Source organism: Pseudomonas sp. FG-3G (assembly GCF_901007645.1).
In the GTDB taxonomy this organism is placed as follows: domain Bacteria; phylum Pseudomonadota; class Gammaproteobacteria; order Pseudomonadales; family Pseudomonadaceae; genus Aquipseudomonas; species Aquipseudomonas rhizophila.
Map to the genome: position 1 here is coordinate 50,014 of NZ_CAAKGZ010000025.1, position 18,853 is coordinate 68,866.

Consider the following 18,853-nt stretch of genomic DNA (forward strand, 5'->3'; position numbering starts at 1 on the left):
TCAGGCCGCCGTCAGGGCAGAAACCACCAGATCGCAACTGCGCTGGGCATAGGCCGTCAGCACGATGCGGATCTGCGGCAAATCACGGGCCAGCACAGCAGTCAGCAGGCGCTGGAACAGGTCGAGGAATTCGCTCATCTCGGCCTTGCGTTGTTCCAGGGCCAGGAAGTAGGCGCGGCTCATGGCCGGTTGCAGGTTCTCGACGGTTTCCTGCAAGTACGGGTTGTTGGCAAAGGGATACGCGGCGCGCATCACGCTGAAACTTTCATCGACGAAGGTGCGGATGTCCTGGCGCGCGAAGGCGTCCTGGAGACGCTGCTGGATCTCGATGAACGGCGCCATGTCGGCCTGTTCCTGCCAGCCATGAGCCACGGCATTGCCCAGCAGGATGTACAGCTCGCTCATCAGAGCACAGAGGCTGCGCACCTTGTGTTCGCTCAATTCGGTGACGTGTGCACCACGGCGCGGCAGGATCGCGATCAGATGCCGGCGCTCCAGTATCAGCAAAGCCTCACGGACCGAACCGCGACTCACGTTGAGCGCCAGCGTGACCTTCTGCTCCTGGATGCGCTCGCCCGGCTTCATTTCACCACGAATGATGCGCTCGGCCAGGTGATGGGCGATTTGCTCGGCGAGGCTGTCCGGGGCCTTGAACGTCATGGTTGTCCTTCAAACTCTTCGATTTGCACAAGCGGCGCAGTGTAGCGCACTCAATACGTCATGGCGCAGGGCCTGCAGCGGGTTTTTGGCACGATCCAAGCAAAAAAGTTTGAGCCCTCATCCTGAAACAGAATCTGTGGAAGAACCTGTGGGAGCCGAGCTTGCTCGCGATAGCGGTCTGTCAGCATGCATCCATACTGAATGTACCGCCGTCATCGCGAGCAAGCTCGGCTCCCACAGGGTTCTACAGTGTCTATAGACCGTTGTTCATCGACCAAGCGGATTTTCTTGACCTTTAAGTCAGAAAATCGTTGACCGCAAAGTCAGACCTGCTAAATTCAGCCCAAGTCGATACAACAATAATGAGTCTGCGAGGCCTTCCGTGATCCAGTTTTTACTCAACCAGGAACTCCGTAGCGAGCACGCCCTGGACCCGAACCTGACCGTGCTCAACTATTTGCGCGAACACCTCGGCAAATCCGGCACCAAAGAAGGCTGCGCCAGCGGCGACTGTGGTGCGTGCACCGTGGTGGTGGGCGAGTTGCAGACCGACGAGGACGGCCGTGAACGCATTCGTTATCGCAGCCTCAATTCGTGCCTGACCTTCGTCTCGTCCCTGCACGGCAAGCAGTTGATCAGCGTCGAAGACCTCAAGCACCAGGGCCAGTTGCACAGCGTCCAACAGGCGATGGTCGATTGCCACGGTTCGCAATGCGGCTTCTGCACACCGGGCTTCGTGATGTCTCTGTTCGCCCTGCAAAAGAACAGCGAACAGCCCGACGCCCATAAGGCCCACGAAGCCTTGGCCGGCAATCTGTGCCGCTGCACCGGCTACCGGCCGATTCTGGCGGCCGCCGAGCAGGTCTGCTGCGCCAGGCAAGCGGACCAGTTCGACGCCCGCGAAGCCGAGACCATCACTCGCCTCAAAGCCATCGCACCGACTGACACGGGTGAACTCAACAGCGGCGACAAACGCTGCCTGGTGCCGTTGACCGTGGCCGACCTGGCCGATCTTTATGACGCGTATCCCCAGGCGCGCCTGCTGGCCGGTGGCACGGACCTGGCCCTGGAGGTCACCCAGTTCCATCGCACCCTGCCGGTGATGATCTACGTGGGCAACGTCGCTGAGCTCAAGCGTATCGAGCGTTTCGCCGATCGCCTGGAGATTGGCGCCGCCACCGCACTCTCCGACTGCTACGAAGCCTTGCAGGCTGAATACCCGGACTTCGGCGAACTGCTGCAGCGCTTCGCTTCGTTGCAGATCCGCAACCAGGGCACCTTGGGCGGCAACATCGGCAACGCCTCGCCGATTGGCGACTCGCCGCCCTTGCTGATCGCCCTCGGCGCGCAGATCGTCTTGTGCAAGGGCCAGACCCGTCGCACCCTGGCGCTGGAAGACTATTTCATCGATTACCGGGTCACCGCCCGCCAGGAAAGCGAATTCATCGAGAAGATCATCGTGCCCCGGGCCAGCGCTGAGCAGGCGTTCCGCGCTTATAAGGTCTCCAAGCGCCTGGACGATGACATTTCCGCCGTGTGCGCGGCGTTCAACCTGCGTATCGAGCATGGCGTGGTCCAGGACGCCCGGGTGGCCTTCGGCGGCATGGCCGCGACGCCCAAGCGCGCCAAGCATTGTGAAGCCGCGTTGATCGGTGCCGCGTGGAACGACAGCACCGTCGAACGTGCCTGCGCCGCCCTGGCCGAGGACTTCACACCGCTGTCGGACTTCCGCGCCAGCAAGGAATATCGCCTGCTCAGCGCCCGCAATTTGCTGCGCAAATACTTCATCGAACTGCAAACGCCGCACATCGAGACTCGGGTGACCGCTTATGTCTAACCATCACGCCGTAGAGAAGACTCAAGCCGAGCTGGCCGAACTGTTCGCCCGCGACCTGACCACCGGCGTGGGCCGCAGCGTCAAGCATGACAGCGCCGCCAAGCATGTGTCCGGCGAAGCCCAGTACATCGATGATCGCCTGGAATTTCCGAACCAGTTGCACGTGTACGCCCGGCTGTCGGACCGTGCCCACGCCCGGATCTTGCGCATCGACACCGCGCCTTGCTACGCCTTCGAAGGCGTGCGCATCGCCATCACCCATGCAGACGTGCCGGGTCTCAAGGACATCGGCCCGCTGCTGCCCGGTGACCCGCTATTGGCCATTGATGACGTGCAGTTCGTCGGCCAACCGGTGCTGGCGGTTGCCGCCAGGGACCTGGAAACCGCGCGCAAGGCAGCGATGGCGGCCATCATCGAATATGAAGACCTGGAACCGGTGCTGGACGTGGTCGAGGCCCTGCGCAAGCGGCATTTCGTGCTGGATAGCCACACCCACCAGCGCGGAGATTCGGCGGCGGCACTGGCCAGCGCCGAGCATCGCATCCAGGGCTCGCTGCACATTGGCGGCCAGGAACACTTTTACCTGGAAACCCAGATTTCCTCGGTGATGCCCACCGAAGACGGCGGCATGATCGTCTACTGCTCCACACAGAACCCCACCGAAGTGCAGAAACTGGTGGCCGAAGTGCTGGACGTTTCGATGAACAAAGTCGTGGTGGACATGCGCCGCATGGGCGGCGGCTTTGGTGGCAAGGAAACCCAGGCCGCCAGCCCGGCGTGCCTGTGCGCGGTCATCGCCCACCTCACCGGCCAACCGACCAAGATGCGCCTGCCCCGGGTCGAAGACATGCTGATGACCGGCAAGCGCCACCCTTTCTACATCGAATACGACGTCGGCTTCGACAGCACCGGGCGCCTGCACGGTATTGCCCTGGAGCTGGCCGGCAACTGCGGTTGCTCGCCGGACCTGTCGGCCTCGATTGTCGACCGGGCGATGTTCCATGCCGACAACGCCTACTACCTGGGCGATGCAACCATCAACGGCCATCGTTGCAAGACCAATACCGCGTCGAACACCGCTTACCGTGGCTTCGGCGGGCCGCAAGGCATGGTCGCCATCGAAGAGGTGATGGACGCCATCGCCCGGCATCTGGGGCTGGATCCGCTGGCGGTGCGCAAGGCCAACTACTACGGCAAGACCGAGCGTAACGTCACCCACTACTACCAGACCGTCGAGCACAACATGCTCGAGGAGATGACCGCCGAACTCGAGCAAAGCAGCCAGTATGCCGAGCGCCGCGAAGCGATCCGCCGCTACAACGCCAATAGCCCGATCCTGAAAAAAGGCCTGGCGCTGACCCCGGTGAAATTTGGTATTTCCTTCACCGCCAGCTTCCTCAACCAGGCCGGGGCGCTGATTCATGTCTATACCGACGGCAGCATCCACCTGAACCATGGCGGCACGGAAATGGGCCAGGGCTTGAACACCAAAGTCGCGCAAGTGGTGGCCGAAGTGTTCCAGGTGGAAATGGACCGGGTGCAGATCACCGCGACCAACACCGACAAGGTGCCGAACACCTCGCCCACCGCTGCCTCCAGCGGTGCCGACCTCAATGGCAAGGCTGCGCAGAATGCCGCCGAAACCATCAAGCAGCGCCTGGTGGAGTTCGCCGCGCGGCAGTACAAGGTCAGCGAAGAAGACGTGGCGTTCCACAACGGCCATGTGCGGGTGCGCGATCACATCCTGACGTTCGAGGCGCTGGTGCAGCAGGCGTATTTCGCCCAGGTTTCGCTGTCGAGCACCGGTTTCTACAAGACCCCGAAAATCTACTACGACCGCAGCCAGGCCCGAGGGCGGCCGTTCTACTACTACGCCTATGGCGCGGCGTGCGCCGAGGTGATCGTCGACACCCTGACCGGCGAATACAAGATGCTGCGCACCGACATCCTCCACGACGTCGGCGCCTCGCTGAACCCGGCCATCGACATCGGCCAGGTCGAGGGCGGTTACATCCAGGGCATGGGCTGGCTGACCATGGAAGAGCTGGTATGGAACGACAAAGGCAAGCTACAGACCTGCGGCCCGGCCAGCTACAAGATTCCGGCGGTGGCCGACATGCCGTTGGATCTGCGGGTCAAGCTGGTGGAAAACCGCAAGAACCCGGAAGACACGGTGTTCCATTCCAAAGCCGTGGGCGAACCGCCGTTCATGCTCGGCATCGCCGCGTGGTGCGCCATCAAGGATGCCGTGGCGAGCCTGGGGAATTACCAGCACCAGCCGAAAATCGATGCACCGGCGACCCCGGAGCGGGTGTTGTGGGGGTGTGAGCAGATGCGTGGGTTGAGGGTGGCGAAGGTTGGGGAAGCTGAAACCGAGTTGGCTTCGCTCTAAGACCGCGGCGCGGCCAATCGCGAGCAAGCTCGCTCCCACAGGGGATTTGTGAACACCGACCCAATGTGGGAGCGAGCTTGCTCGCGATGAGGCCGGAACAGACAACAGAGATGTCGAGGTGAATATGTACAACTGGATCAGCGCCCTCGCCGACCTGCAAGATCGCGGTGAACCCTGCGTGCTGGTGACGATCATCGAAGAACTCGGCTCGACCCCGCGCAATGCCGGTTCGAAAATGGTGATCAGCGCCAGCCAGACGTTCGACACCATCGGTGGCGGCCACCTGGAATACAAGGCCATGGAGATCGCCCGGCAGATGCTCGCCAGCGGCCAGCAAAGCACCCATCTGGAGCGCTTCAGCCTCGGTGCCAGCCTGGGCCAGTGCTGCGGCGGCGTGACCGTGCTGCTGTTCGAACCCATGGGCCAGGTCCAGGCGCAGATCGCCGTATTCGGCGCCGGCCACGTCGGCCGCGCCCTGGTGCCGCTGCTGGCGAGCCTGCCCTGCAAGGTGCGCTGGATCGACTCCCGGGAAGCGGAGTTTCCTGAACACCTGCCCCACGGCGTGCGCAAGATCGTCAGCGAGGAGCCGCTGGATGAAATCGACGAGCTGCCCGCCGGCAGCTACTGCATCGTCATGACCCACAACCATCAGCTCGACCTGGAACTGAGCGCCGCGATCCTCAAGCGCAACGACTTCGCTTACTTCGGCCTGATCGGTTCGAAAACCAAACGGGTCAAGTTCGAACATCGCCTGCGCGATCGCGGCTTCGACAGCAGCACCTTGCAGCGCATGCGCTGCCCGATGGGCATTGGTGACGTCAAAGGCAAGTTGCCTGTGGAAATCGCCATCTCCATCGCCGGTGAAATCATCGCCACCTATAACGCGGATTTCGGCCAGCACACCACGCGCGCCGAACCGATTGCCAAGCTGCTGCCGGCCTCGCGCCGCAGCCAGGCGAACCGTTGAACAATCGTTGAGAATTCCCATGCCCCTGACACGTAAAGCCTACCGCGCCGCCCTGCTCCACAGCCTCGCCGACCCTGCCGAAGTCGGCATTGAAGCGTCCTATGAATATTTTGAAGACGGCCTGCTGGTGGTGGAAAACGGCCAGATCAGCGCCATCGGCCACGCCAGCGAATTGCTACCCACCCTGGCGGCCGACATCGAGATCACTCATTACCAGGACGCGCTGATCACGCCCGGCTTCATCGACACCCACATCCACCTGCCGCAGACCGGCATGGTCGGGGCTTACGGCGAGCAATTGCTGGACTGGCTCAACACCTACACCTTCCCCTGCGAAAGTCAGTTCGCCGACAAGGCCCATGCCGACGCCGTCGCCGATATTTTCGTCAAGGAACTGCTGCGCAACGGCACCACCACCGCGCTGGTGTTCGGCAGTGTGCACCCGCAATCGGTGAACGCGTTTTTCGAGGTGGCCGAGAAACTCGACCTGCGGATGATCGCCGGCAAAGTGATGATGGATCGCAACGCCCCGGACTACCTGACCGACACCGCCGAATCCAGCTACACCCAAAGCAAAGCGCTGATCGAGCGCTGGCATGGCAAGGGCCGCCTGCATTACGCCGTGACCCCGCGTTTTGCGCCGACCAGCACGCCGGAGCAACTGGCCCTGGCGGGTCAGTTGCTGGGGGAATATCCCGAACTGTACATGCAGACTCACATCAGTGAGAACCTGCAGGAAGTGCAATGGGTCAAGGAGCTGTTCCCCGAGCGCAAAGGTTATCTGGACGTCTACGACCACTACCAACTGCTCGGCGAACGCTCGGTGTTCGCCCACGGCGTGCACCTGTGTGACGACGAATGCGCGCGCCTGGCCGAGACCGGTTCGGCCATCGCGTTCTGCCCGACCTCGAACTTTTTCCTCGGCAGCGGCCTGTTCAACCTGCCAATGGCCGAGAAGCACAAAGTGAACGTGGGGTTGGGTACGGATGTGGGGGGCGGAACCAGTTTTTCGTTGCTGCAAACCCTGAACGAAGCCTACAAGGTGATGCAGTTGCAGGGCGCCCGCCTGAGCCCGTTCAAGTCACTGTACCTGGCCACGCTTGGCGGCGCCCGGGCCTTGCGCCTGGAAGACCGGATCGGGACTTTACAGCCGGGCAGCGATGCGGACTTTCTGGTGTTGGACTACAACGCCACGCCGCTGTTGAGCTATCGCCTCAAGCAGGCCCGGGACATTGCCGAGAAGTTGTTTGTGTTGATGACGCTGGGGGATGACCGGACGGTGGCGCAGACCTTTGCGGCGGGCCGATTGGTGCATCAGCGCTAGATTTCTAGCGACTGTCAGACCGCCAATCGCGAGCAGGCTCGCTCCCACAGTGGATTTGTGTCAGTCACATAACCCTTGTGGGAACGAGCCTGCTCGCGATGAAGGCAACTCGGTACGTCTGACTCAACCCATCAAAGCTTGGCCGTCGACCGCCCTGGCTTCTTGCTCTGCAACAAATGCGAAAACACCGCATGCAAATCATCCGACGCGCTTTCTTCGTCGAGGTTGAGCTTGCTGTCGATGTGGTCCATGTGGTGCATCATCAGGTCCACCGCCAGGGTGGCATCGCGGGCCTCGATGGCGTCGATCAATTGGGTGTGTTCGTCGTAGGAACAGTGGGAGCGGTTGCCGCTTTCATACTGGGCGATGATCAGCGAGGTCTGCGACACCAGGCTGCGCTGGAAGCTGATCAGCGGGGCGTTCTTCGCCGCCTCGGCCAGCTTGAGGTGGAACTCGCCTGACAGGCGGATGCCGGCGCCACGGTCACCACGGGAAAAACTGTCGCGCTCGTCGCTGACCATCTGCCGCAGCTCGGCAAGCTGCTCGGCGGTGGCGTGCTGCACGGCCAGTTCGGTGATGGCCCGCTCCACCAGACGCCGGGCCATGAATACCTGGCGGGCCTCTTCAACACTCGGGCTGGCCACCACGGCGCCGCGATTGGGCCGCAACAGCACCACGCCTTCGTGGGCCAGGCGTGACAACGCGCGGCGAATGATGGTGCGACTGACCCCGAAAATCTCCCCCAACGCCTCTTCGCTCAACTTTGTACCGGGCGCCAGACGCTGTTCGAGGATGGCCTCGAAAATATGCGCATAGACAATATCGTCCTGGGTTCCGCTGCGGCCGGCTTTGCCTGCTCGCGGTTGTTTCTTGAGGGGCTGCAACTGTTCGTTCATGGGCACTCGAGTCGGAGAACTGCGGCGAATTGACCGTGACTGTAATACGCCTCAGCGGGTCGCTGACAAGTATCACGTAAATAATACGTCGATTGTACACAACCTCTGATGGCAACACGACTGTACGGCTGTTTACGGACGTGGCTGTATTGCAATTGGCAACGGAGTTGAGTTTAGGCTTAAACCCCGAATCTGTGGCCCCCGCCCTCCTGCAATTTACAACAAGGACCACCGCCCACCATGACCGAAGTCACGACCACGCCACTTCGTCCGTTGGCCGATACATCGCCATCGGCGATCGTCGCCGGTTTCATCGCCATGATGACCGGCTACACCAGTTCGCTGGTGTTGATGTTCCAGGCCGGACAGGCGGCAGGGCTGACCAGCGGGCAGATTTCTTCGTGGATCTGGGCGATTTCCATCGGCATGGCCGTGTGCTCCATTGGCCTGTCGTTGCGGTATCGCACACCGATCACCATCGCCTGGTCGACACCCGGCGCGGCGCTGCTGATCACCAGCCTGGGCGGGGTCAGTTATGGCGAGGCCATCGGCGCCTACATCACCTGCGCGGTGCTGGTAACGATCTGTGGCCTGACCGGCAGCTTCGAGCGCCTGGTCAAGCGCATTCCGGCCTCGCTGGCGGCGGCGTTGCTGGCGGGGATCCTGTTCAAGATCGGCAGCGAGATTTTCGTCGCCGCCCAGCATCGAACCGGTCTGGTGCTGGGGATGTTTTTCACCTACCTGATCGTCAAGCGCCTGTCGCCGCGCTACGCAGTGCTGGCTGCGCTGCTGATCGGTACAGCTCTGTCAGGCTTGATGGGGCTGCTGGACTTCAGCGGCTTTGCCCTGGAAGTGGCCACACCGGTATGGACCACGCCGCACTTCTCCCTGGCGGCCACCATCAGCATCGGCATTCCATTGTTCGTGGTGGCGATGACCTCGCAAAACATGCCTGGCATCGCGGTGCTGCGGGCCGACGGTTACAACGTACCGGCCTCGCCGCTGATCACCAGCACCGGCATCGCCTCGCTGCTGCTGGCGCCGTTCGGTTCCCACGGCATTAACCTGGCGGCCATCAGCGCGGCCATCTGCACTGGGCCCCACGCCCATGAGGATCGTAACAAACGCTATACGGCAGCAGTCTGGTGCGGGGTTTTCTATGGGCTTGCCGGGGTGTTCGGCGCGACACTGGCGGCGTTGTTCGCGGCGCTGCCCAAGGAGTTGGTACTGTCCATCGCGGCGCTGGCGCTGTTCGGCTCAATCATCAATGGCTTGAGCATCGCCATGAGCGAAGCCCGGGAACGGGAAGCGGCACTGATCACCTTCATGGTCACGGCATCGGGGTTGACGCTGTTTTCCATCGGCTCGGCGTTCTGGGGGATTGTGGCGGGGGTGTTGACCTTAGTGATCCTGAACTGGCGTAACGCCTGAAGGCATCGCGAGCAGGCTCGCTCCCACAGAAGGATCTGTGTCGTTCACAACAATCCTGTGGGAGCGAGCCTGCTCGCGATGGCAGCCTGAAGGGCAACACCTACCCAACCGACAGGCACAAAAAAACCGGCACCCAAACGGGCTGCCGGTTTCAGACCATCAAGCGACCGGATTGATCGGCTTTTCCGGGTACCAGACGTCCATCAGCGGGCTGACTTCAACGCTGGTCAGCTCAGGACGCGCCTTGAGCCAGGCTTCAACGGCCGCACGCTGCTCTTCGGATACCGAGCCACGCTTCTGCAGGCAAACCAGACCGTAGTCGTCGCCGCCAACATAGCCCAGGCCATTGGCTTCCATGGCTTCTTTCAGGAAAGCGTCGAGGAAAGCGTCAACGGCCTCATCGGCCAGATCTTCTTTGAAATCCAGGTTCAGTTCGAAACCCAGCTCTTGAAATTCATCCACGCACAGTTTTTTGCGCAGACGCTGGGAACGGTTAGTCGCCATTGGAACAATCCTCATAAGTAATAACGGCCGGCACTCTACCAGTTTGGTGCACTGTTTGCCCGCCTGATCGGGTGTGTGGGCCTACCGTCGGTAAAAAATAGCGCCCTGAAGGGCTCAGGCACGGCACAAGCCGTTGCACCTTGGGGCATAATGCCGACACTTTCATGACGTTGAGGGCGTTCATTTTCATGCCCTCGTTTTTTCCCCCTCGCCCGTAGGGTTTTATTTCAAATGATCAGATCTTTGCGTCCACTGCTTTTGGCCAGCCTTCTTCTTCCCCTGGCCCTGCCCGCATCCACCAGCGCCGCCACTATCAACACGGCCCTGACGCCCAATGTGCAAAAGGCCCTCAAGAACAGCAAGCTGCAAAACAACGCCTTGTCCCTGGTGATGATCCCGCTCAACGGCCCTGGCACCCCGACCCTGTACAACGCCGACGTCTCGGTGAACCCGGCCTCCACCATGAAGCTGGTGACCACCTATGCCGCCCTGGAGATGCTGGGGCCCAATCACCAGTGGAAAACCGAGTTCTACACCGACGGCACCCTCAGCGGCGGGATTCTCAACGGCAACCTGTACCTCAAGGGTGGCGGCGACCCCAAGCTGAACATGGAAAAACTCTGGCTGCTGATGCGCGACCTGCGGGCCAACGGCGTGCAACAGGTGACCGGGGACCTGGTGCTGGACCGTGGTTTCTTCATCAAACCGCAGTTGCCTGAATTCAACGACGACGGCAACGACAAGAACAAACCGTTCCTGGTCAAGCCCGACTCCTTGCTGGTCAACCTCAAGGCCCTGCGTTTTGTCGCCCGCAATGACGCCGGCCGGGTGCTGGTGTCGGTGGAGCCGCCGATTGCCAGCATTCGCATCGAAAACCAGGTCAAGGCACTCAACTCCAAGCAATGCACCGGTGGCGTGCGCTACAACCCGGTGCCCCAGGCAGACGGCAGCGTGACCGTGACCGTCGGCGGCCAGCTCGGTGACGGTTGCAGCTCCCAGACTTACCTGGCGCTGCTGGACCACCCCACCTACACCGCCGGAGCGGTGCGGGCGATCTGGAAGGAACTGGGCGGCAGCATTCAGGGCAAGGATCGCCTGGCGGCGACCCCGAGCAGCGCCAAGGTGCTGGCCCGGGCGTTCTCGCCGGACCTGGCGGAGATCATTCGCGACATCAACAAATACAGTAACAACACCATGGCCCAGCAATTATTCCTGAGCCTGGGCGCAGAGTTCCGCAACGAAGCCGACGGTGACGACGCCAAAGCGGCACAGCGGGTGGTACGCCAGTGGCTGGCCAGGAAAGGCATCACCGCGCCGCACCTGGTCATGGAAAACGGCTCCGGCCTGTCCCGCGCCGAAAGGGTGAGTGCCCGGGAAATGGCGGCAATGCTGCAAGCCGCGTGGCGCAGCCCGTACTCCGCCGAATTCATCAGTTCGATGCCCATCGCCGGCACCGACGGCACCATGCGCAAACGTCTCAAGACCACCGCCATGGCCGGCGAAGCGCACGTCAAGACCGGCACCCTGAACACCGTTCGCGCCATCGCGGGCTACAGCCGTGACATCAACGGCAACACCTGGGCCGTCGTGGCGATTCTCAACGATCCGCGGCCATGGGGCGCTTCGTCGGTGCTGGACCAGGTGCTGCTGGACCTGTACCGCCAGCCGAAACTGCCGCAGACGGCTTCGGTGCTCTAAACCCGTACCAAATTGAATGTGGGAGCGAGCCTGCTCGCGATGCGTCAGCCAGTGAACAGCGATGTTGAATGGCACACCGTTATCGCGAGCAGGCTCGCTCCCACATCGATCACCGGCGCGAACGCCTACCCCAACTGCACCTCAACCCGATCCCGTCCGGCCTGCTTGGCCGCGTACACCCCCGAGTCGGCCCGCAACAGCAGCGCATCCGCCCCCTCCCCCACGCGCCAGGTGGCGATACCGAAACTGGCCGTGATGACGCCCACGTCCTCGATCGGCGCGCTGCGCAGCCCTTCCCACAACCCCGTGGCCAAGGCGTGGGCACTTTCGCCGTCGGTGTCCGGGCATAACACCACGAACTCTTCACCGCCCAGCCGACAGAACACGTCGGTCCGTCGCAGCCGCTGGGTGATGCGCTGGCAAACCGCCTGCAACACCCGATCACCCACTGCATGACCATGCTGATCGTTGATGCGCTTGAAGTGATCGATGTCGAGCATGATGACCGCCAGTTCCCCGGTACCCCGTTCCACCCGCGCCATCTCCGTGGTCAGGCGCTCCTGGAAATAGCGCCGGTTGCGAATACCTGTCAGGGCGTCGGTCACTGACAAGGCTCGCAGTTCCTCCTCCACCCGCTTGAGATCGGAAATGTCGGAAATATAACCGTGCCACAACACTCCGCCGCCTGGCAGCTCCTCAGGCGTGGCCTCGCCGCGCACCCAACGCAACCCCCGCTGCGGCAGCTGCAGGCGATACTCCTCGCGCCATGGGCTCAGGGTGTCGGCCGAAGTGCGGATCGATCTGCGCACGCGCGCACTGTCCAGCGGATGGATGCGCGAGAAAATCGATTCGGCGTTGCGCACCAGTGTCTCGGGCTCCAGTTCATAGATATCGCGAATGCCATCACTGGCATAAATCACGCTGAAACGCCCATTGAAATCCATCTTGAACTGGTAGATGCCCCCAGGCACGTGGGCACTGAGCTTTTTCAGCAACAGGTCCCGGGCGGCCAGGGCCTCGTGAACGCGCTTGCGTTCGGTGATGTCGATGCAGATCGCCAGATGCCCGACCCACAGCCCCTGATCATCGAGCATCGGTGTCGCCAGCATGTTCACGGTCAGATGGCTGCCATCGCGGCGCACCAGGGTCCATTCCCGGGCCTGTTGGCCACCCTGTTCGCCGCCCTCGACCAACATTGCGTGGCACGTGGGGATCGGTTTGCCATAACGCGCAGCAAGTTGTACGGCCCGGGCCTGGAGCTCGCGCGGCAAGTGAAGGCTTTCGAGGGTCATGCAGTGCAGAACCTCGCCGCTGTCGTAGCCAAGCATCTGCTCGGCGCCCGCATTGAACGTGGTGATCACCCCGCGAAGATCCGTGGCGATGATCGCAACCTGGGTCGCGGCATTCAGCACACCACGCAACTGACCATGAGTGCCCCGCAGTTCCTGCTCACGCTCGCGCAGCTCTCGGGTCCGCAGCTCGACCAACTGCAGGGCCCGCTGTCGCTGGCTGACCAGCACATACAGCAGCGCACTGAGGAGCAGGCTGAGCAAGCCCCCCAATACCACCAGACTGGCCACCGAGGAAGGGTTGGTGGACAGGAACATGTGACTGGGCCGCAACTCTATCCGATAGTCACGATCGGCCAGGCGCAACAGGCGGGTCGCCGACAAGTCACTTTCGCCCGGTGGATCGAGTGACTCGAACAGCACTTCCTCCCGATCGTCCGTGGACAGGTCCATGACCCGCATCGAAAGGTTGTCCTGACCGGGCGCCGGCAGGCCATCACCCACCAGTTGGCGCATGCTGACGGCAGCCACGACGTAACCGAAAGGTTCCTTGGACCACGCCTTGGAGACCGGCGCGACCAGCAACACCCCGCGGGTGGCGGTGGCGGCCTCTCCCGCCAGGTCCAAAGGTTGCGATACCACTATGGTCTCCCGGTGGCGAGCGCGCTCAAGGGTGGCACGGCGCAAGGGATGGGCGAGCAGGTCCAAGCCCCGTGGAGCCTTGAAGGAAGGTTGATTCTGGAGGTACAACACCGGCACGTATTCGTCCCGTTCGGCGGCCAGACGCAAGCCACCGGAGTCGTCAGGCTCACGGATGGAAAACGTATCGCCCCCCTCTGTGCGGGCTTGTTGTTCGAACGATGATCGTTCGTCGCGCAGCACCCGAGGCGCCCAGGCGAACGCCTGGGTGCGCCGCAGCAACGCTTCGGCATAGCCATGGAATTCTCTCTCGGAAACCCCGGCCGAGTTGGCAAAGAAACGCCTCAGGCTGTCGAGACGTTGCTCCTGGTCCTGAAAACGTTCCTCGATGCGGCTAAAGCGTTCATCGGCTTGCAGTTCAAAGCGCTGGCGCAATTGCTGGTCAAACAGATTGGCCATCGCCCAGGTCAACAAACCGGTCAGGAACGCACCGGCCAGCAGCACCAGCGAAGCCACCAGCCAGGCCGACACATCTTCGCTGATAAAACCCAGGATTCTGGGGCGTACCTGATGCAATGCCATAAATACAACTCAGAAAGGGGCAGGCAGTAGGTACTGCCCTGTCCACAGGCTTAAGTTATAGCTATTAGCCATCACTTTGACCAGCACAAAAACGCCTGGAAGCCTTGAGTTTCAAGGCTTCCATGGATCCAATCGGCTACAGGTCAGCGGGCCATGATCTTCCAGGCACGGTGAATCTTGCCATTGCGGGCAAAATCCGGATCGATGGTCTTGGCGGTGATTTCCTCCACCGCGTAACGCTCCGCCAGATTGTCCTCGAGCTGGAACTTGCGGAAGTTGTTGGAGAAGTACAGCACACCACCCGGCGCCAGGCGGGCCATGGCCAAGTCCAGCAGTTGGACGTGGTCGCGCTGCACATCGAACACCCCTTCCATGCGCTTGGAATTGGAGAAAGTCGGCGGATCGATGAAGATCAGGTCGTATTCGTCACGACTGGCTTCAAGCCAAGCCATCACGTCGCCCTGCTCCAAGCGGTTCTTGTCCGAAAAACCATTGAGCGACAGGTTGCGCCGCGCCCAGTCCAGGTAGGTTTTCGACAGGTCGACACTGGTGGTGCTGCGCGCACCGCCCTTGGCAGCGTGGACACTGGCGGTCGCGGTGTAGCAGAACAGATTGAGGAAGCGCTTGCCGGCCGCCTCTTTCTGGATCCGCAGGCGCATCGGCCGGTGGTCGAGAAACAGCCCAGTGTCCAGGTAGTCGGTGAGGTTGACCAGCAGCTTCACGCCGCCTTCGTTGACCTCGGTGAACTTGCCTTGGGTGCTCTGGCGCTCGTACTGCTTGGTGCCGCTCTGCCGCTCGCGACGCTTGATCACCACTCGGCTCTTGTCGACGTTCAGTGCCTGGGGAATCGCCGCCAGGGCGTCGAACAGCCGGGCCGAGGCCTTTTCCGGGTCGATGGATTTTGGCGCGACGTATTCCTGGACGTGAACCCAATCGTGGTACAGGTCGATGGCCATGGAGTATTCCGGCATGTCGGCATCGTAGACCCGGTAGCAGTCCACGCCTTCACGCTTGGCCCATTTACTCAGCAGCTTGAGGTTTTTTTGCAGGCGATTGGCGAACATCTGCCCGCCTTCGCTCAAACGGGCCTGCTCGACCACAGGAGCCGGAGCCGGAGCCGGCTTGATCGGGTTACCGTTCTTGTTGTACTGGCGCTCTTGCGGTACTTCCGGCGCCTGATCGTACTCAGCCAGCTCACGCTCGGCCTGGCGCTGTTCCGGGGTACGACGCTCGCCGGTGACGAACTGATCGGGCAGTACCTTGATCAGCAGCAATTTGCACGGCAAGGCGCCGTTCCAGAACGAATACTGCTTGTGACTGCGAATGCCCATGCGCTTGCCCAGGTCCGGCGCGCCGGTGAACACTGCGGCCTCCCAGTTCAGGCAGGCCTGGCGCAGGCGCTCGCCGAGGTTCTGATAGAGATAGAGCAAGCTGGCTTCGTCGCCCAGACGCTCGCCGTACGGCGGGTTGCAGATCACCAGGCCTTTCTGGTTCTGGTCCGGGCGGGGTTCGAACGTGGCGACTTCCCCCTGATAAATCTTGATCCACTCGCTCAGGCCCGCCCGCTCAACGTTGTTGCGGCCCGGCTGGATCAGCCGTGGGTCGGCTTCGTAGCCGCGAATCCACAATGGTGGCTTGGCCAGGCCGGCAGCGGCACGCTCGGTGGCTTCTTCGTGGAGCTTCTTCCACAACGCCGGCACATGGCCGAGCCAGGCGGTAAAACCCCACTGCTGGCGACGCAGGTTCGGCGCCATGTCGGCGGCGATCATGCCGGCTTCCACCAGGAAGGTACCGACGCCGCACATCGGGTCAGCCAACGCCCCGCCTTCAGCGGCAATACGCGGCCAGCCGGCACGGATCAGGATGGCCGCGGCGAGGTTTTCTTTCAGGGGCGCGGCGCCTTGCTGCAGGCGATAGCCGCGCTGGTGCAGGCTGTGGCCAGAAAGGTCCAGGGAAAGGATCGCTTCGCCGCGGTCCAGGCGCAGGTGGATGCGCAGGTCCGGGTTGAGCTTGTCGATGGATGGCCGCTCGCCTGTCGGGGTACGCAGCTTGTCGACAATGGCGTCCTTGACCTTCAAGGCGCCGAAGTGGGTGTTGTCGATACCCGAGCCGTGGCCGCTGAACTCCACCGCCAGGGTGCCATCGGCGAGCATGTGGTCTTGCCAATCCACATCCAGCACGCCGTGGTACAAGTCTTCGGCATCCTTCATCGGGAAGCGCTTGAGCACCAGCAATACGCGGTTGGCCAGGCGCGACCACAGGCACAGGCGATAAGCCGTTTCCATGTCGGCCATGCCGCGCACGGCCGAGGTGTGCTCACGCGCCTCTTCAAGGCCAAGCCCGACGGCTTCCTCGATCAGCAGGCCTTCAAGACCTTTGGGGCAAGTGAGGAAGAGTTCGAAACGATCGGACATGGGATTTCCAGAGCCTTTGGCTAAGTGGACCGGGCAACGCATTGCCGGGCCGGGTTCAATCAGGTGCTTTTCTCAAGAGCACCCGTGTGGCACGAAAGTGTGCCGTGCCGCCCTCGCCGCTCAGGTTAAAAGAGCTTAGAGGCGAGGGCAGATAAAAAATTCTGTGCAACAAATTGTGAAAACTCGACCCTTTCGTCGAATAGTACCCGAGTGCAACGGGGGGACATTCTCATTCGCCTGAGGGCTGCACCCTTCGATGCAGGGCCGATCATACAGGGGTCTTGCCTGAAAGCGGGTGACGAACATCATGTTACTTATCGCCCTAACATCTTTATTGTTACGTGCTTATGACAAAACGATCATTCCATCCATGTGACGCTTTGGTTAGAACTCAACACAGGTTGACGTCGCAACGGCGTCAACACCTCGGCTCGTCACGCCGGCAACGAGCCACCAACGGCAGAATGATTCTGCCCCGGCCTCAATAGAGGTCGACGCTAAGCAACAGTCAACAAGTGAGGGCAACACCCTATGAGAAGACTTAAGCGTGATCCGTTGGAAAGAGCATTTTTACGCGGTTACCAATATGGCGTTGGTGGTAAATCCCGTGAGCTTTGCCCCTTTACTCTACCGTCGGTACGTCAAGCCTGGATCAATGGCTGGCGAGAAGGACGCGGCGACAACTGGGACGGTATGACCGGCACTGCGGGTATCCATAGACTCAACGAACTTCACGCCGTCGGCTGACACAGGGCTTAACACTCAAGAACTCGACAATTTGATACTCACATCGATTTAACCACGCACGTCCCATCCGGACGGCGGGCTTCGGCCCAGGGGGCTCCTTCGAGGAGCCCTTTTTAATGCCTGGGTTTCATGAACACTGCAAAAAGCCGGGCTGTGAATACAGTTGTGGCGAGGGGGATTTATCCCCGCTGGGCTGCGCAGCAGCCCTCAGAGTGTCAGGTTTAACGAGTGAGCTGTTTGGGGCCGCTTCGCGCCCCAGCGGGGATAATCCCCTCGCCACAGTTGAATCGCGTTGCACCTTGAGAATCAACGCAGTGCAGCAATCGCATCCACCGATTCCCGAATCAACGCCGGCCCCTTATAGATAAAGCCTGAATAAATCTGCACCAGACTCGCGCCTGCGCTGATTTTTTCGGCAGCATGCTTGCCCTCGGTGATGCCACCCGCCGCGATGATCGGCAAGCGCCCCGCCAGTTCCGCGGCCAGCACCTTCACAGTGTGGGTGCTCTTGTCCCGCACCGGCGCACCGGACAGCCCGCCCGCCTCGTCAGCGTGTTCCACCCCCTCGACACCTTCGCGACCCAGCGTCGTGTTGGTGGCAATCACCGCGTCCATTCCAGTGTCGATCAGGGCCTGGGCCACCTGTGAGGTCTCTTCGTCGGTCATGTCTGGTGCGATCTTGATGGCCAGTGGCACATGCTTACCATGGATCACCGCCAATTCGGCGCGACGTCGGGCCAGGTCGGCCAGCAGTTGCTTGAGCGAATCACCGAATTGCAGGCTGCGCAGCCCCGGAGTGTTCGGGGAACTGACGTTGACGGTCACATAACTGGCGTGGGCGTAGACCTTGTCCAGGCAGATCAGATAATCGTCGACCGCGCGCTCCACCGGTGTATCGAAGTTCTTGCCGATGTTGATGCCCAGCACGCCCTTGTACTTGGCGGCAGCCACACGCCCCAGCAAATGGTCGACGCCCAGGTTGTTAAAGCCCATGCGGTTGATGATCGCCTCGGCTTGCGGCAGGCGGAAAATCCGTGGCTTTGGGTTGCCCGGCTGGGCACGCGGGGTGACGGTGCCGATTTCGACGAAACCGAACCCCAACTGGGCAAAACCGTCGATGGCCGCGCCATTCTTGTCCAGGCCCGCCGCCAGCCCGACCGGGTTGGGGAACTCAAGCCCCATCACATTCACCGGCAATTTAGCCGGCGCCTTGCACAGCAGACCATTGAGGCCCAAACGTCCACCCGCACCGATCAGGTCCAGGGACAGATCGTGGGAGGTTTCCGGGGAAAGTTTGAACAGCAGTTCACGGGCCAGGGTGTACATGGGCGGCTTGGACTCGGGCGACGAAATGAGGCGGCGATTATAGCCGGGCTACGACGATGCACGCGAGGCGCCTGCACAAAACAGCGGCGATGGCATATGCCTTGCACCACTTGCGTTCATCGGCACCCATGCCAACGACGGAATGAG

The 18,853-nt window shown here is 61.6% G+C and carries 13 protein-coding genes; 7 read left to right on the forward strand and 6 right to left on the reverse strand.

What is annotated here, in order from left to right; genetic code table 11:
- On the reverse strand, positions 1–660 hold the full coding sequence (locus PSEUDOMOFG3G_RS17600; protein WP_047227164.1) for a GntR family transcriptional regulator: 660 nt from the start codon (positions 658–660) through the stop codon (positions 1–3).
- A gap of 382 nt (positions 661–1,042) precedes the next feature.
- Between PSEUDOMOFG3G_RS17600 and xdhA the strand changes: the two genes are divergently transcribed.
- The 4 genes from xdhA (at position 1,043) to guaD (ending at position 7,180) form a co-directional block, all read left to right on the forward strand.
- Positions 1,043–2,497, forward strand: coding sequence for a xanthine dehydrogenase small subunit (gene xdhA / locus PSEUDOMOFG3G_RS17605; protein WP_139050733.1), 1,455 nt, complete (start codon positions 1,043–1,045; stop codon positions 2,495–2,497).
- Positions 2,490–4,889, forward strand: a complete 2,400-nt coding sequence (xdhB, locus tag PSEUDOMOFG3G_RS17610) for a xanthine dehydrogenase molybdopterin binding subunit (protein ID WP_139050734.1) — start codon at positions 2,490–2,492, stop codon at positions 4,887–4,889. The genes xdhA and xdhB overlap by 8 nt, the downstream gene beginning before the upstream one ends.
- Before the next feature lie 124 nt (positions 4,890–5,013).
- Complete coding sequence (xdhC, locus tag PSEUDOMOFG3G_RS17615; protein ID WP_139050735.1) at positions 5,014–5,856, forward strand: xanthine dehydrogenase accessory protein XdhC; 843 nt, start codon at positions 5,014–5,016, stop codon at positions 5,854–5,856.
- 19 nt (positions 5,857–5,875) lie between these two features.
- Positions 5,876–7,180 carry a guanine deaminase gene (guaD, locus tag PSEUDOMOFG3G_RS17620; RefSeq protein ID WP_139050736.1) on the forward strand — a complete coding sequence of 435 codons (1,305 nt, stop codon included), beginning with the start codon at positions 5,876–5,878 and terminating at the stop codon, positions 7,178–7,180.
- Positions 7,181–7,311: 131 nt separating this feature from the next.
- On the opposite strand, the gene PSEUDOMOFG3G_RS17625 is transcribed toward guaD, so the two are convergent.
- A complete protein-coding gene (locus PSEUDOMOFG3G_RS17625) occupies positions 7,312–8,076 on the reverse strand; it encodes a GntR family transcriptional regulator (RefSeq protein ID WP_003183531.1) in 765 nt (254 codons plus the stop codon).
- Between the two features lie 240 nt (positions 8,077–8,316).
- Between PSEUDOMOFG3G_RS17625 and PSEUDOMOFG3G_RS17630 the strand changes: the two genes are divergently transcribed.
- Entirely contained in the window at positions 8,317–9,507 is a 1,191-nt protein-coding gene (locus tag PSEUDOMOFG3G_RS17630; protein ID WP_047227159.1) for a benzoate/H(+) symporter BenE family transporter, read from the forward strand.
- Between the two features lie 159 nt (positions 9,508–9,666).
- On the opposite strand, the gene PSEUDOMOFG3G_RS17635 is transcribed toward PSEUDOMOFG3G_RS17630, so the two are convergent.
- Positions 9,667–10,011 (reverse strand): YggL family protein, encoded by a 345-nt coding sequence (locus PSEUDOMOFG3G_RS17635; RefSeq protein ID WP_047227158.1) that lies wholly within the window; start codon positions 10,009–10,011, stop codon positions 9,667–9,669.
- 231 nt (positions 10,012–10,242) lie between these two features.
- Between PSEUDOMOFG3G_RS17635 and dacB the strand changes: the two genes are divergently transcribed.
- Positions 10,243–11,709: a D-alanyl-D-alanine carboxypeptidase/D-alanyl-D-alanine-endopeptidase gene (dacB, locus tag PSEUDOMOFG3G_RS17640; RefSeq protein WP_076385650.1), complete on the forward strand. Its 1,467-nt coding sequence runs from the start codon at positions 10,243–10,245 to the stop codon at positions 11,707–11,709.
- A gap of 125 nt (positions 11,710–11,834) precedes the next feature.
- On the opposite strand, the gene PSEUDOMOFG3G_RS17645 is transcribed toward dacB, so the two are convergent.
- Entirely contained in the window at positions 11,835–14,219 is a 2,385-nt protein-coding gene (locus PSEUDOMOFG3G_RS17645) for a GGDEF domain-containing protein (protein ID WP_139050737.1), read from the reverse strand.
- Between the two features lie 143 nt (positions 14,220–14,362).
- Entirely contained in the window at positions 14,363–16,633 is a 2,271-nt protein-coding gene (gene rlmKL, locus PSEUDOMOFG3G_RS17650) for a bifunctional 23S rRNA (guanine(2069)-N(7))-methyltransferase RlmK/23S rRNA (guanine(2445)-N(2))-methyltransferase RlmL (RefSeq protein WP_139050738.1), read from the reverse strand.
- A 531-nt stretch (positions 16,634–17,164) separates the two neighbouring features.
- Here rlmKL and rmf point away from each other — a divergent pair.
- Positions 17,165–17,380, forward strand: a complete 216-nt coding sequence (gene rmf / locus PSEUDOMOFG3G_RS17655; RefSeq protein WP_003223300.1) for a ribosome modulation factor — start codon at positions 17,165–17,167, stop codon at positions 17,378–17,380.
- Between the two features lie 306 nt (positions 17,381–17,686).
- On the opposite strand, the gene PSEUDOMOFG3G_RS17660 is transcribed toward rmf, so the two are convergent.
- Entirely contained in the window at positions 17,687–18,706 is a 1,020-nt protein-coding gene (locus PSEUDOMOFG3G_RS17660) for a quinone-dependent dihydroorotate dehydrogenase (RefSeq protein ID WP_139050739.1), read from the reverse strand.
- Positions 18,707–18,853 lie beyond the last annotated feature (147 nt).